At 41.2% G+C, this 14,679-nt stretch carries 16 protein-coding genes; 6 read left to right on the forward strand and 10 right to left on the reverse strand.

Annotation, left to right across the window (positions count from 1 at the left end):
• The first annotated feature begins 285 nt into the window (after positions 1-285).
• Together lpdA (C5745_RS00005) and C5745_RS00010 are read left to right on the forward strand one after the other, a co-directional pair.
• Positions 286-1,692 (forward strand): dihydrolipoyl dehydrogenase, encoded by a 1,407-nt coding sequence (lpdA, locus tag C5745_RS00005; RefSeq protein WP_105714909.1) that lies wholly within the window; start codon positions 286-288, stop codon positions 1,690-1,692.
• Between the two features lie 71 nt (positions 1,693-1,763).
• Positions 1,764-2,162 carry an acyl-CoA thioesterase gene (locus C5745_RS00010; protein WP_105714910.1) on the forward strand — a complete coding sequence of 133 codons (399 nt, stop codon included), beginning with the start codon at positions 1,764-1,766 and terminating at the stop codon, positions 2,160-2,162.
• A 3-nt stretch (positions 2,163-2,165) separates the two neighbouring features.
• Here C5745_RS00010 and C5745_RS00015 read toward each other — a convergent pair whose 3' ends face one another.
• Positions 2,166-2,459: a DUF3817 domain-containing protein gene (locus tag C5745_RS00015; protein WP_105714911.1), complete on the reverse strand. Its 294-nt coding sequence runs from the start codon at positions 2,457-2,459 to the stop codon at positions 2,166-2,168.
• 306 nt (positions 2,460-2,765) lie between these two features.
• Between C5745_RS00015 and lpdA (C5745_RS00025) the strand changes: the two genes are divergently transcribed.
• Complete coding sequence (gene lpdA / locus C5745_RS00025) at positions 2,766-4,154, forward strand: dihydrolipoyl dehydrogenase (RefSeq protein WP_105714913.1); 1,389 nt, start codon at positions 2,766-2,768, stop codon at positions 4,152-4,154.
• Positions 4,155-4,193: 39 nt separating this feature from the next.
• Here lpdA (C5745_RS00025) and C5745_RS00030 read toward each other — a convergent pair whose 3' ends face one another.
• The 4 genes from C5745_RS00030 to C5745_RS00045 are packed head-to-tail and all read right to left on the reverse strand — an operon-like array spanning position 4,194 to position 6,920.
• Complete coding sequence (locus tag C5745_RS00030; protein ID WP_105714914.1) at positions 4,194-5,198, reverse strand: LacI family DNA-binding transcriptional regulator; 1,005 nt, start codon at positions 5,196-5,198, stop codon at positions 4,194-4,196.
• Between the two features lie 31 nt (positions 5,199-5,229).
• A complete protein-coding gene (locus C5745_RS00035; RefSeq protein ID WP_105714915.1) occupies positions 5,230-5,799 on the reverse strand; it encodes an HAD family hydrolase in 570 nt (189 codons plus the stop codon).
• A complete protein-coding gene (locus C5745_RS00040; RefSeq protein ID WP_105714916.1) occupies positions 5,800-6,264 on the reverse strand; it encodes a hypothetical protein in 465 nt (154 codons plus the stop codon).
• Entirely contained in the window at positions 6,261-6,920 is a 660-nt protein-coding gene (locus tag C5745_RS00045; protein WP_105714917.1) for an ABC transporter ATP-binding protein, read from the reverse strand. Before C5745_RS00045 ends, C5745_RS00040 begins: the two co-directional genes overlap by 4 nt.
• 168 nt (positions 6,921-7,088) lie before the next feature.
• On the opposite strand from C5745_RS00045, the gene sucC reads away from it, so the two are divergent.
• The 3 genes from sucC (at position 7,089) to C5745_RS00065 (ending at position 10,908) form a co-directional block, all read left to right on the forward strand.
• Positions 7,089-8,282 (forward strand): ADP-forming succinate--CoA ligase subunit beta, encoded by a 1,194-nt coding sequence (gene sucC, locus C5745_RS00050; RefSeq protein WP_105714918.1) that lies wholly within the window; start codon positions 7,089-7,091, stop codon positions 8,280-8,282.
• A 507-nt stretch (positions 8,283-8,789) separates the two neighbouring features.
• A complete protein-coding gene (asnS, locus tag C5745_RS00060) occupies positions 8,790-10,235 on the forward strand; it encodes an asparagine--tRNA ligase (protein ID WP_207795667.1) in 1,446 nt (481 codons plus the stop codon).
• 52 nt (positions 10,236-10,287) lie between these two features.
• The gene (locus C5745_RS00065) at positions 10,288-10,908 is read left to right on the forward strand and encodes an L-threonylcarbamoyladenylate synthase (protein WP_105714921.1); all 621 of its coding nucleotides are present in this window, start codon (positions 10,288-10,290) and stop codon (positions 10,906-10,908) included.
• Here C5745_RS00065 and C5745_RS00070 read toward each other — a convergent pair.
• From C5745_RS00070 to tilS, 5 genes are all read right to left on the reverse strand, one after another.
• Positions 10,903-11,217 carry a DUF721 domain-containing protein gene (locus tag C5745_RS00070; RefSeq protein WP_105714922.1) on the reverse strand — a complete coding sequence of 105 codons (315 nt, stop codon included), beginning with the start codon at positions 11,215-11,217 and terminating at the stop codon, positions 10,903-10,905. The genes C5745_RS00065 and C5745_RS00070 overlap by 6 nt on opposite strands.
• A complete protein-coding gene (gene recF / locus C5745_RS00075; protein WP_105714923.1) occupies positions 11,195-12,313 on the reverse strand; it encodes a DNA replication/repair protein RecF in 1,119 nt (372 codons plus the stop codon). The genes C5745_RS00070 and recF overlap by 23 nt, the downstream gene beginning before the upstream one ends.
• A 40-nt stretch (positions 12,314-12,353) precedes the next feature.
• Positions 12,354-12,674, reverse strand: coding sequence for a DUF4834 family protein (locus tag C5745_RS00080; RefSeq protein WP_105714924.1), 321 nt, complete (start codon positions 12,672-12,674; stop codon positions 12,354-12,356).
• A gap of 86 nt (positions 12,675-12,760) precedes the next feature.
• Positions 12,761-13,252, reverse strand: coding sequence for a hypothetical protein (locus C5745_RS00085; RefSeq protein WP_105714925.1), 492 nt, complete (start codon positions 13,250-13,252; stop codon positions 12,761-12,763).
• Between the two features lie 5 nt (positions 13,253-13,257).
• Positions 13,258-14,589 carry a tRNA lysidine(34) synthetase TilS gene (gene tilS, locus C5745_RS00090; RefSeq protein ID WP_105714926.1) on the reverse strand — a complete coding sequence of 444 codons (1,332 nt, stop codon included), beginning with the start codon at positions 14,587-14,589 and terminating at the stop codon, positions 13,258-13,260.
• Positions 14,590-14,679 lie beyond the last annotated feature (90 nt).

Consider the following 14,679-nt stretch of genomic DNA (forward strand, 5'->3'; position numbering starts at 1 on the left):
ACACCGGCAGCTTACCCTGAAAACAGAACATGCCTTCCGGTCTTCCCAAAACCATTACAGAATCAGAAAAACAGAAAACCTTCGATAAAAATATTGGGAAACCTCCAAAAATGAAAAAGCCGCCTCAGTTATTTTTGAGACGGCCTCTTTTTTATTTTACACAAGGGTTAAACTGAAAACATACGAAATCTTTTAAAAGCGAAAGCCGCCGTTATTTTATGCATTAAATACAATTAAATTTATTTAAATCGTTAACTTTGAGACCGAAACTACAATACTTTTTTTATGCAATACGACGTAATCGTTATAGGAAGCGGTCCCGGTGGATATGTAAGCGCCATTCGCTGTGCCCAACTTGGACTTAAAACGGCTGTAATCGAAAAATATAGCACTTTTGGTGGTACCTGTCTGAATGTAGGGTGTATTCCATCCAAAGCATTGTTAGATAGCTCAGAGCATTATCACAATGCGGCGCACAATTTTGAATCACACGGCATCGGTTTAAGCAACCTAAAAATAGATGTGAAAAAGATGATGGAACGTAAAAATGAGGTCATTTCACAAAATACGGCTGGTATTACGTTTCTTTTTAAGAAAAACAAAATAGACACCTATGAAGGCGTTGGCTCTTTCATCGATAAAAACACCGTTAAAGTAACCAAAAACGACGGTAGTTTAGAAGAACTAAAAGCAAAAAATATAATCATAGCCACAGGTTCAAAACCTACAGCACTTCCTTTTTTGCCAGTTGACAAAAAACGAATTATCACTTCCACGGAAGCATTAAATCTCCCTGAGGTGCCAAAACACCTCATCGTTATCGGCGGCGGTGTAATCGGGCTGGAATTGGGTTCTGTTTACGCTCGCCTTGGTGCAAAGGTGTCGGTCGTAGAATTTGCTAAATCGATTATTGGCACAATGGACGGCGGCTTAGGGAAAGAGCTGCAACGTGTGCTAAAGAAAAATCTAGGTATGGAATTTTTCTTAGGGCATAAAGTTACAGGTGCTACTGCAAAAGGCAAAAAGGTGACCGTAACCGCTGAAAACCCCAAGGGTGAGACTGTTTCCATAGAAGGGGACTATTGTATTGTCGCCGTGGGAAGGACGGCCTATACAGAAGGTTTAGGGTTGGAGAATATCGGTATCCAAACCGAAGAACGAGGAAACAAGATCTCGGTTAATGAGCATTTGGAAACTTCGGTAAAAGGTGTTTATGCAATCGGCGACGTCGTAAAAGGGGCGATGCTTGCGCACAAAGCAGAAGATGAAGGCGTCTACGTGGCAGAGCATATCGTGGGCCAGAAACCACATATCGACTATAATCTAATCCCCGGTGTTGTATACACTTGGCCAGAAGTGGCTTCCGTGGGAAAAACAGAAGAACAACTGAAAGAAGCGGGTTTAAAATACAAAAGTGGCTCGTTTTCTTTTAAGGCATCCGGACGTGCGAAGGCTTCTGGAGACACTGATGGTTTCATCAAGGTTTTGGCGGATGCTGAAACAGATGAAGTATTAGGCGTACACATGATCGGTCCACGCGCGGCTGATATGATTGCAGAAGCCGTTGTAGCAATGGAATACAGAGCATCAGCTGAGGATATAGGCAGAATATGCCATGCCCATCCAACATTTACCGAAGCTATAAAAGAGGCTGCATTAGCCGCGACGGCAAACAGAGCAATTCACGCTTAAATCATAAAAGGCAAGATCGATCATCTTGCCTTTTACTTTTTTGGACAATAAAACGAAAAACACAAACCTTTATGAATTTTCACACCCGAAAATGGATAAAACCGGAGGACTTAAATCCCAACGGATCGCTATTTGGTGGCACGCTACTGCGCTGGATTGACGAAGAAGCCGTCATCTACGCGATTGTGCAACTTGGTAACCCAAAGGTCGTCACAAAATACATCTCGGAAATTAATTTTGTAAGCTCCGCACAGCAAGGAGATATTATAGAGATGGGCATTGAAGCTACCAATTTCGGACGAACATCTATCACAATGCGCTGCGAGGTCAGAAATAAAATTACCCGCAAAACCATTCTGTCGATTGATAAATTAGTGTTCGTCAATTTGGACGAAGACGGCACCCCTGTCCCACATCATAAAACCGAAATTACATATGCTTATATGGGTATTGAGAAAACCGGAAAATAAATCCTACTTCTCAGGAGAAATGATTAATTTCTTTACATCTCGCTCAACCCAAAAGGACACAATCGGTATTAACGATGCAAGAAAGTACTTTATTACCCGGCTAAACGGCCACTTATATTCGTTCCAGCACATAATTAGTAGGATGACAAAAAGCACGACGAGAAAACCGTGAATGGAGCCGGCGACACGAACGGCCTCCGGAATATTTGCTAGATATTTTAAAGGCATAGCAACAAAAAAGAGAACAACAGTGGAGACAGCTTCCCACAACGCAATCTGTTGAAAAATCCGTAGCATAGTGATCGATTAAAAGTTTTCGCAAACTTACGGTCTAAAGTCCAATAGCGTCGCATTTTAATTATCTATTGACCAAAGTTTGACATGCAGGTCAAAACATCTTGTCCTGGCCTATCGTCAAACACGAAAAACGGTGTTTGATACGGATAGCTTCATCACCTTAAAAACATTTATACAGATGAAAAAAAATATGTATTTTTGGAACGTTCGCTATGCGCACAAGTCTTTTACTACAAAAACATTTAAATTATATGCACACTTGGAATATACCATGTACAATGCATACGCTTAAAAATAACACACATTATGAACTACGACATCATAGTAATCGGTAGTGGTCCAGGAGGATATGTCGCTGCTATCCGCGCCTCTCAATTAGGCTTTAAAACAGCAATTGTAGAACGTGAAGCGCTCGGCGGTATCTGCTTAAACTGGGGTTGTATCCCGACCAAAGCTTTATTAAAAAGTGCACAAGTATTCGAATATTTAAATCATGCCGAAGAGTACGGAATCAAGGTTCAGGGCGGCGAAGCGGACTTCTCTGCGATTGTGAAGAGAAGCCGTGGCGTAGCTGACGGCATGAGCAAAGGTATTCAGTTCTTGATGAAGAAGAATAAAATTGATGTCATCATGGGTACTGCTAAGATTAAAAAGGGCGGCAAGGTCGAAGTAAAAGGTGCCGACGGTTCAACAAAGGAATACAACGCTAAACATACTATATTGGCGACCGGTGCGCGGTCCCGTGAGTTACCTAACCTACCCCAGGATGGTAAAAAAATCATCGGGTACCGACAAGCAATGAATCTTCCTAAACAACCCAAATCACTAGTTGTTGTAGGCTCGGGAGCTATTGGCGTTGAATTTGCCTATTTTTACAATGCTATCGGTACAAAAGTGACCATCGTAGAATTCATGGACAGAATTGTGCCTGTGGAAGATGAAGAGGTTTCCAAGCAATTGGAAAAATCATTAAAAAAAGCAGGTATCGATATCATGACTAAATCCGAGGTACAATCAGTCGATACCAAGGGCGACTTGTCGAAAGTTTCCATCAAAACGGCGAAAGGCACGGAAACGATTGAAGCGGAGGTTGTTCTTTCTGCTGTCGGTATCAGCCCAAATATTGAAAATTTAGGTCTAGAAGAAGCAGGCGTTAAAACGGATAAAGGCCGCGTAGTTGTAGACGATTTTTACAAGACAAATGTTGATGGCGTATATGCTATCGGTGACATCGTAAAGGGTCAGGCCCTAGCACATGTCGCTTCTGCAGAAGGAATAACTTGTGTGGAAAAAATCAAGGGTCTACACGTTGAACCTATTGATTACAATAATATTCCCGGATGTACGTACTGTTCACCGGAGATAGCTTCAGTAGGTTATACGGAAAAAGCGGCTAAAGAAGCTGGCTATGAGCTAAAAGTCGGTAAGTTCCCGTTCTCAGCGTCGGGTAAAGCTTCTGCAGCCGGAGCCAAAGATGGATTTGTTAAATTGATTTTTGACGCTAAATATGGTGAACTTCTTGGAGCTCACATGATCGGTGCCAATGTTACGGAAATGATTGCAGAAGTTGTTGTTGCCAGAAAATTGGAAACCACAGGACACGAAATGATTAAGGCCGTTCACCCACACCCAACCATGAGTGAAGCCATTATGGAAGCTGCTGCAGCGGCTTATGATGAGGTCATTCATTTATAAGAGCATGCGAAGCAACTTGGATACGCCGAGTTGCTTCTCCTATTTTAACACCAGTTTTGATTCAAAAACCACCGTTTCTGGCTCGACTTGATCGTCCGAACCAATACGATTGAATAAAATTTCTGCAGCTTTACGTGCCTGTTGGTCGGGATATTGTTCTATACTCCCCATAGGTGGATTCTCCATGTACTTCCATAAGGGATAATTGGCGTAGCTGATGAAAAACACATCTTTCTTTTGCACTAGCCCTTTCTGACGAACGTATTTAATTACATCTAACGTGACAAAATCGTTAAATGAAACGATGGCGGACGGACGCTGGGGCAACGTCAGCAATTTGTCTATCGCCTCGACATTCCCTTGTTCCGTTAAATCCGTATGAATTACATAGCGCTCGTTATATACTAGCCGTTCACTTTCCAGCCCATTTTTGTAAGCTGCAGCACGCTCCTGTGACGCTAGTAAATTCGCTGGCCCATTAATCAACGCAATATTCTGATGCCCTATCGAAGCAAATGCTTGAATGGCTTCCCGCATGCCGGTAGCAAGGTCACTATATACTTTATTGACCCCTTCAATTTTTGGAACACAATCGAAGAAAACAATTGGAATTTCCGCATCGTTTAACATTTCGACAAAACTCAGATCTTCTGTATTTTTCCCTAAAGACATTAAGATACCGTCCACTCGATGTTTTTTAAATGTCTGAAGTATCTTTAGTTCGCGCGCGGCATCGTCATGCGATTGTCCCATAAGCACTGTATAATCGTGTTCTCCCGCGACTTTTTCAATTTCGCTGATAGCAGAGGAAAAAAAAGGTTCCGAAAGACTCGGAAGAATGACACCAATCGTGAACGTTCGACGCTGTTTAAAAAAAATAGCTGTCTGATTCGGTTCATAGTTCAGTTCTTCGGCAACTTTTTTCACGCGCATCGTGGTTACTAATCCAATACTTGGGTGGTCGTTTAATGCCCGTGAAACGGTGGAAGGCGATATCTTCAATCTACGCGCAATTTCTTTTATCGTTGCCGGTTTTTTCTTCATACTGTGTTCTTTTTATTGGTAAAATCATCTATCAAAACTCGAGTCTTTTCGCCGTAACGACTTGAATTTCTTCTGTCGACACCTGATACTCCCCCATCAAATAGTCAATAGGATTGATATTTCGGAATTCCAATTCGCGTATAAAAAACACTTTTAGCGAAGGCAGAAATGCTGACAGCTCTTGCCAGTCGATGTGTTTAAGTTTATTTAGTTGCTCTACCGGGTTTCCATTTGTCAGGATCCCCACATTTTTTTCTTTCTCGAATAAAGATAACAATAATGTTTTAATATCGTCGTTTAAAAAAAGTTTCAATGGTAAATGAGCATTAGCTTTCAGCCTTTCGAAATTTTCACAATATCCCTCATTTAGTCCAAAATGTAGTATTGTCTTTTGCAGTACTGCCTTCTCTCCCACTGTTTCCAAAGCTTCTTTCATAAAGTGCACAATATCCGCTGATAAAGCCCGTCCTTCCGTATATTCTACAAAATTCGAAAACAAATAATATATCTGTAGCAGGTAATCCCGTTTGGGATACAACACGTCGTCGATTTCAAAAACGTAAACCGACTTATCTAAAGAAAAATCACTATTACTCATCATCTAAATTAAACACAGAATCGGATCTTCACCTGAATCAGACAACATGCCCACACCCGAAAAGGAACCATCACACAATTGTTCGTCGGTCAACATATCTTTGCCAGCTTTCATTACATGAACCGCTCCAGATGGATTTTCAAGCATGAAGCAATCTTCTAGATTTCGAGGTAATAGTACCGTTATTCCATACTCGTCCAATAATATCTCAGCCTCGTTCAATGGCTGCAATTCCATGTTACCCAAAGGGAGTATCATCTGGTACCCATTATCCAAACACAGTTTCAACATTTCATGTGCAAATGTCGGGTTTGCTCCCGTAGGAATACGATGGTAGCTTTGCTTTAACAATATATCTGGAAATGGTTCCGAACTGGCGTAAGCTATTTCATAACGAGAAGACAATAGCCTACCCACACGCTGTGCGAAAGGTCGGGTCCCGTATGTAATTAAAATCGTGTCCATCATTTATCCAGAATCTCTCCATCACGCATATGAACCGTCCTGTCCGAGATATTGGCTAACTCTTCATTGTGCGTAACGATGATAAATGTTTGATCAAGCGAGGCGCGCAACTCAAAAAACAACTGATGTAAAGAAGCGGCATTCTCCGAATCGAGATTGCCGGACGGCTCGTCTGCTAAAATTAAAGAGGGGTTGTTTATCAAAGCACGTGCTACCGAAACCCGTTGTTGTTCTCCTCCCGACATCTCTGACGGTTTATGTTGGGCTCGATGTAGAACTCCTAACCGTTCCAAAAGCTCCATACCTCTTGTTTCCGCCTCTTTTTTTCCTACATTGCTGATAAATGCCGGGATACAAACATTTTCGAGCGCAGTAAATTCGGGCAATAGATGATGAAATTGGAAAACAAAACCGATATGCTTATTGCGAAATAAGCTCATCTTCTTTTCATTCAGCTCACTTACGTTGGTGCCGTTAATGGCGATGCGTCCGCTATCCGGCCTGTCCAATGTACCGATAATATGCAACAATGTACTTTTACCTGCCCCCGATGCGCCTACTATGGAGACAATCTCTCCGGTGTCCACCGACAGGTCTACACCGCGCAAAATCGGCAACTTTCCGAAAGACTTATATATTTGGTTTGCCTCCAATATCATAATGCGAAGGTAAGAAACCGCCTTGATTTTCGAAAATCACATCGTATTATATTTAATTCATGGCAGCTTCATCGCCTTCTGTAGACAAACTACGTTAATGAAAAAAGGAAGAAAAGATTACTTGCCCTTTCCATTTAAAAACCATATTTTTACCACAAATTTTTTAAGATGAACATTCACGAATATCAAGCAAAAGAAATACTTAAAAGTTTTGGCGTAAGAGTTCAAGAAGGAATCCTTGCAGAAACTCCGGAGCAGGCTGTCGAGGCGGCACAAACACTAAAACAAGATTTTAATTCGGATTGGGTGGTTGTAAAAGCACAGATCCACGCGGGTGGCCGGGGTAAAGGAGGCGGCGTGAAACTGGCTAAAAACCGTGACGAGGTATCTCAGCGTGCGACAGACATCATCGGCATGCAGTTGGTTACTCCGCAAACAGGCCCCGAAGGGAAAAAAGTAAGTAAGGTTTTGGTTGCGCAGGATGTATATTACCCTGGAGAGAGTGAAGTCAAAGAATTTTATGTTTCAGTTTTACTAGACCGGGCAACAGGACGTAATATCATCATGTACTCTACCGAAGGAGGTATGGATATTGAAGAGGTTGCGGAAAAAACACCTCACTTGATCTTCAAAGAAGAAATAGATCCTAAAGCAGGCTTACAAGGTTTCCAAGCACGTAAAATTGCTTTCAACCTAGGTCTTTCCGGCGCTGCACATAAGGAAATGGTGAAATTTATCGCCGCTTTGTATAAGGCTTATGATGCTATCGACGCTTCGTTGTTTGAAATCAATCCTGTATTGAAAACATCCGATGATAAGATATTAGCTGTTGATGCAAAAGTTAATTTTGACGAAAATGCATTATACCGTCATGCAGACTACGCTGCTTTGCGTGACTTGGCGGAAGAAGACCCTACGGAAGTAGAGGCGGGAAAATCCAACTTGAATTATGTAAAGCTGGATGGTAACGTGGGTTGTATGGTAAATGGAGCCGGTTTAGCTATGGCTACTATGGACATTATTAAAATCGCTGGTGGTGAACCCGCGAATTTCTTAGATGTAGGAGGCACAGCAAACGCAGAAACGGTAAAAGCTGGTTTCAATATTATCTTGAAAGATCCGAATGTAAAAGCGATCTTGATTAATATCTTCGGTGGTATTGTTCGTTGCGATCGTGTAGCACAAGGAGTAATCGATGCTTATCAAGAAATTGGAAATATTCCGGTGCCTATCATCGTTCGCCTTCAAGGTACAAACGCCGCAGAAGCAAAGAAACTGATTGATGATTCTGGCTTACAGGTTTATTCTGCTATTTTATTGAAAGAAGCAGCAGAATTAGTAACGAAAGTACTGAAAGGATAGTAAAGACAATATTATAAAAAGCCGGTTTCCTTTCGAAAACCGGTTTTTTTTATTAAGAGGTTATTTAACTTCTTTTTTTCGCTCAAAAAAAAGAAGCAAAAAAAATCGTCGCTTCGGATATTTGAGATAATGGGGTAGTACTAAGAATGAGTTCCTACAGACCTCAAACATCCGGATGCGACATCAGAGGTTAAGAGGGGGATGGTGCATTGCGTGCTGAAAGACAAACTGGCCGTGTGTACTGCGTAAATAAATGCGATCAGTAAGGTAAGTAACGACGCGGACTAAAACGACCTTATATTGTTCTGCGGCCATTTTTATGCAGACTATTCCGTTAAAAACAGCATGCTGTTTGAGCGAAGCGAGTTTCATGCTGTTAGGCATAGGCAAACAAAAATAGCAGAACCATATTCAGTCTTGATTTTTTTGCTTCGTTTTTTCATCGAGGAAAAAATGAAGTGAATCTTTTCATCAAGAAAAAAATGAAGAAAAGAAAATATTATTAAAATGGAACACACACGTATAAAAGACTTATTAAAATCAGAAGAATTCGATAAAGAAGTCATCGTAAAAGGCTGGGTACGAACCTTCCGCAACAACCAATTTATTGCTATCAACGACGGTTCGTCCGTAAACAATATCCAAGCTGTTGTAGATTTTGAGAATACAGAAGAGGCTTTGTTGAAAAGAATAACAACGGGTGCGGCGGTACGCGTAAAAGGACAACTTGTGGAATCGTTGGGAAAGGGCCAGCGCGTAGAAATTAAAGTGAACGAGCTGACTATCCTAGGGGATTCAGATCCGGAAAAATATCCGTTGCAACCGAAAAAACATAGCTTAGAATTCTTACGGGAAATAGCACATCTACGTTTCCGTACAGGTACATTTAATGCCATCTTCAAGGTCCGTAATGCACTGGCATTTGCCGTACATAAATTCTTCAACGAGCGGGATTTCACATATATGCATACGCCCATTATTACCGGATCTGACGCGGAGGGCGCTGGCGAAATGTTTCAGGTCACGACCTTGGATTTGAACAATCCCCCTCGCACGGAATCGGGCGAAATAGATTTTAAAGAAGATTTCTTCGGTAAACCGACAAACTTGACCGTATCGGGCCAATTGGAAGGTGAGCTTGCGGCGATGGCATTGGGAAACATCTATACATTTGGCCCTACCTTTCGAGCAGAAAACTCCAATACAACACGCCACTTAGCTGAGTTTTGGATGATAGAACCAGAAATGGCTTTCTATGAACTAGACGACAACATGGATCTTGCTGAGGATTTGTTAAAATACGTCATCAAATATGCCCTCGACACCTGTCCTGAAGAAATTGAGCTGCTGAACAACCGTCTACTGGAGGAAGAGAAGTCAAAACCTCAGAACCAACGTGCTGAAATGGGGCTGATTGAAAAATTGAATTTCGTTGTCGAAAACAATTTCGAACGTGTTACCTATACGGATGCGATTGAAATTCTGAAACGGAGCAAGCCTAACCAGAAAAAGCAGTTCAAATACCTTATCGACGAATGGGGCGCTGATTTGCAATCAGAACATGAACGCTATTTAGTAGAGAAACACTATAAAAAACCGGTGATTCTTACTGATTATCCGCGCGAAATAAAATCGTTTTATATGAAACAGAACGAGCCGGATGCACAGGGGCGTCATACCGTACGTGCGATGGACATTCTGTTTCCGGGGATTGGTGAGATGGTGGGAGGTTCACAACGTGAGGAAAATCTGGACAAGCTGCTCACACGTATGGCAGAAGTGGGCATTCCCGAAGAGGAAATGGATTGGTTTTTAGATACGCGTCGCTTTGGGTCTGCTCCACATGCTGGTTTTGGTGTGGGTTTTGAGCGTCTTGTGCTATTTGTAACCGGCATGACTAACATCCGGGATGTCATTCCATTTCCGAGAACACCCAAAAACGCAGAATTTTAACAAATACAGATTAGAGACGCAACTTTTTGCGTCTCTACGTTGTTATAATGGTATGCTAGTCAGAATATACGAGGAAAACCCCAACCCAAAATTTATCGAACAGGCAGTAGATGTCCTTCGAAAAGGTGGCGTCATTATATACCCTACGGACACCGTATACGGTATAGGTTGTGATATCACGAACCAGAAAGCTATCGAACGCGTTTGCAAAATACGGGGTCTTAAACCGGAGAAGTCCAACTTATCTTTTATATGCTATGATTTAACTGACATTTCACAGTATACCAAACCCTTCGATACCGCGGTGTTCCGCGTGTTGAAAAAAACACTGCCCGGTCCTTTTACGTTTATTTTTAATGCCAGCGGCCAAGTCCCCAAACTGCTAAGCACCAAAAAGAAAACGGTGGGTATCCGTGTCCCTGACAACAATATTGTTCGAGAAATTGTCAAAGAGTTGGGCAATCCGATCGTTACTTCTTCTATTCGTGATGAAGATGATATCATCGAATATTCGACCGACCCGGAGCTCATTCATGAGAAATACGAGGACCTGGTCGATCTCGTAATTGACGGCGGATATGGCGACAATATAGCATCTACTGTAGTCGACGTGACATCAGGTGAATTTGAGATCTTGAGAGAAGGAAAAGGTATTCTCGAAGTGTATCTATAGAATTACGAATTCTTCCACGACCACGTGCCCTACATATTCGTTCACACGTCCAATAATCTGACGGCGCATCAAGGCCAACTCATTTTTAATCACTGCTGATTCTACCTTAACAAAGAGTTTTTTATCGCGAATATAAATCTGCTGCGTGCGATTCGCAATGGCTTTTCCGATAATATCGGGCCAAGCATTGACTATCGACGATTCATCGTATTTGGAGCGTAAGCGATAGGTCTCGATCCATTTTTCGATAACCTCCTTAATGCCTATGTCGTCTTTCGTAGGAATTTCATCCAGCTTCTTCTTGTACATCTATAGTTCCCTCTTTCACCTCAAAAATACGAATTGGCTGCGCTATTTCATCGAAAATATCTTTTATTCTTTCTGCGTCCGTGTCTGTAATAAAAATCTGTCCAAATTCGTCTTCTGAAACAAGCTGCATTAATTTTTTCGTGCGGTTGGCGTCCAACTTGTCAAAAATATCATCCAATAGCAGTATCGGCTTGCATGTCTTGTTGTTTCGGAGGAAACTGTATTGCGCTAATTTAAGGGCAATTAAAAATGACTTTTGTTGGCCTTGTGAACCGAATTTCTTTAATGCCATATTATCATGAATGGTAAATAAAAGATCATCTTTATGGATCCCTTGCGAAGTTCGCTCCAGGACACGATCTTTCTCCATACTATCGCGAAGCAGGGTTGCAAAATCTGTCCCCATCAATGGAGACTCGTAAACCAATGAAACCTCTTCTGCTCCTTCTGTTAGGAACGCATAGTACCGTTCAAATTCAGGCAGGAATTCGGCCATAAACTGTATTCGTTTTGCAAATATCCGCTCGCCTACTTCTGCCAGCTGAAGGTTTAGGATATCTAATAATCCAAGATCCAATACCCCTTTTTCCTTGACCTGTTTGAGCAGCACGTTGCGTTGCAAAAGAATCTTATTATATTGAATAAGGATATCTAAATAATGGTTATCGGTTTGAGAAATAACATTATCCATAAATTTGCGCCGTTCTTCGCTTCCTTCAGTCACGATAACAGCGTCATTAGGAGAAATCATGACCAATGGGAATAAGCCAATATGATCTGCAAGACGTTGATAATCTTTTTTATTACGCTTAAACTGCTTTTTCTGATTTCTCTTTAAACTGCAAGAAATAATATCAGGCATCTCATTGCGCTCGAACTCACCTTGCACCATGAACCAGTCAAAGCCTTTTTTTATATGTTGAGAATCTATTGGGTTGAAATAAGACTTACATAGAGCGAGATAGTGGATAGCATCAAGTAAATTGGTTTTCCCTGCCCCATTAGCGCCAGCAAAAGCATTTATCTCTGGCAAAAATTCCAAAGATGATTCTGTATAATTTTTAAAATTGAAAACAGCGAGTTGCTTCAACCACATTTTGCAAAATCAAAAGTAAAAGAGTGGGATAGCAAATCGATCATTTAATCTCTTCGAATTCGATAAATTCCCCCGCAGTCTGTGTGCCTTTCTTTAATTTAGCTTCCTCTCGTGGCACGTAGTCCACACGTACCTCTCCCTCATTTTCAGGTGGTGTTTGTTGCTTAAATTGTTCAAAGGGGTTTCCTCCGGTAGTATAAGAATATGTCCCGCTCCGCCCTCCTGCAGATTGTTGCTGTTGCGCTTTATTCGTGAGGCGTTCCATCATTTTACGCAAAGCAAAAGGCATCAGCAAGCGGAACAAATATTTCAATCCATAAAAGACCAGCAAAAATATAGCGAGTATTTTAAGTAATTCCATGCTTTTTTAACGTTTTCCTCAAATTTACTAATTTAATTCGTTTTCCTCCGTCAACAGAATGTCAGCATCAAAGTCCTTAACAAAATTTAAGTATTCAACCTTCGTTTAGCTTCCATAACCGCTCGAGCTAGTTCTTCTGCTTTATGCGAACCAATAATATATGTCAAACCTTCTTTATCCGTCAGCCACACTGCATCTTTCCCACCAGAATAAAAACGGATTTTCCCTCCTTTATGCAAATTGTAAACCGGATTATTGAAAATAAAAGTATTATACGGTTTTAATTCCACTTTCGCAATATTATACAGGTCAATTTTAACTAGCTTAGACGACCACAGGCCACTCAGGATCAAGAATTTACCTTCTACTGTTGTTTTATAGTGCACCATGTAAATCATGATGATAGAGATTACAATGATACTTGTCCCCACGATGAAGAACAATTGTCCTGAGGGCAGATTCTCTATATTTAAATAATATGCCACAAAACAAAACAAAGCCAAAATCATCCGCACACTAACCCACGTAGCATCCCGTCCTAAATACTGCTTTTCCTGAAAAAGATAATGTCCGTTCATAGCTTCTATTTACAAACTAAAGTAAAGACTTTTTTTGTACTTTTCGTTATCTTGTACCGATTATCTGCACGATAATTGACAATCCATAAAACATCACCATTTCCGTTTATTAAGATAGGAATCGTATCCTTCTCATACCGTCCTATTTTCTTCTGGATAAAGTAGTCACTTACTTTTTTACGTTTCCCTCCCATGCCCAGTGGATAAAAATAATCACCTTCTTTCCAGAAACGTAATACCAATGGAAACTGCAATTTCTCAAAATCCGCCTGTAAAACATTCTCTGATCGACGAAGTGACGTATCCCCGTCTATCGAAACTGCGAACTCCCTATTTGCAAAAGAAAACGCAGCCGTGTCTACATGGATTTTAACAACATGAGAGCACTGTTTTTCCTTTTGCACTTTCAGCCAGACGTCTTCCCTATCCAGTAACAGCTCATATTGCGTAGAACAAAATATTTTACCCGGTTCTCCATTCCAATGCTTCCGCATATCCGCTAAAACACTCTTCGAAAAACCATACGGCTTGAACAGTTCAAATAATAAAGGAAGTCGTTGAAGATGAGGTTCCAATTTTGCTTTGCTAATTCGAATTAAACTGCCTACGGGAATAAACGACTCGTTTCGGATCGGTACAACAAATGATTGGAGCAAATCATACGCTTCTTGAAAATGAACAATATTCTCGCACATGATATCGTCAAACTCTGGACTGATTTCCCTGAATTTCGGAATGATTTCCAGGCGTACTTTGTTTCGGGCATATTTTGTAGAAAAATTTGATTGGTCATCCCGAAATGGAATCTGCAATTCCTCTACACTGGTTGTGATCTCTTCCGATGACAAAAAGAGTATGGGTCTAATTATGTTTCCTCTTTTAGGAAGAATACCTTGTAGACCTTGCAAACCTGTCCCCCGTGTCAGATTAAGCAACACCGTTTCAATATGATCATCCTGATGTTGCGCAATGGCAATCCACAGGGCTCCTTGCTGTTCACGTAATTCCTTAAACCAAGCATAGCGCAGCTCACGTGCCGCCATTTGGGTGGATAGGCCGTATTCTTCTGCATAATCATTGGTCTGGAAATGCCGCACAAAAAAAGGCACTTTATGTTGTTCAGCAAATTCTTTTACCAGTTGCTCATCCAAATCAGCATCCACTTCCCTCAAGTGAAAATTACAATGAGCTATCACACAAGGATAACCTGCCGCTAAAAACAGGTGGGCCATTAACATAGAATCCCGCCCACCACTAACTGCTAGCAACACTTTATCATTCACACTAATGCCCAGTGTTTCTTGCATATATCGTTGAAAACGGTGAACTAGATTCATAAGTCAAAGTTAATAGATGTTTTTCTTAAACAACTTTTTTTAGAAAAAAGTTGTGCAAAAAAGCGTCCTTCGAATCTTTGAGAAGGGGGA

The organism is Sphingobacterium haloxyli, assembly GCF_002980525.1.
Classification (GTDB): domain Bacteria; phylum Bacteroidota; class Bacteroidia; order Sphingobacteriales; family Sphingobacteriaceae; genus Sphingobacterium; species Sphingobacterium haloxyli.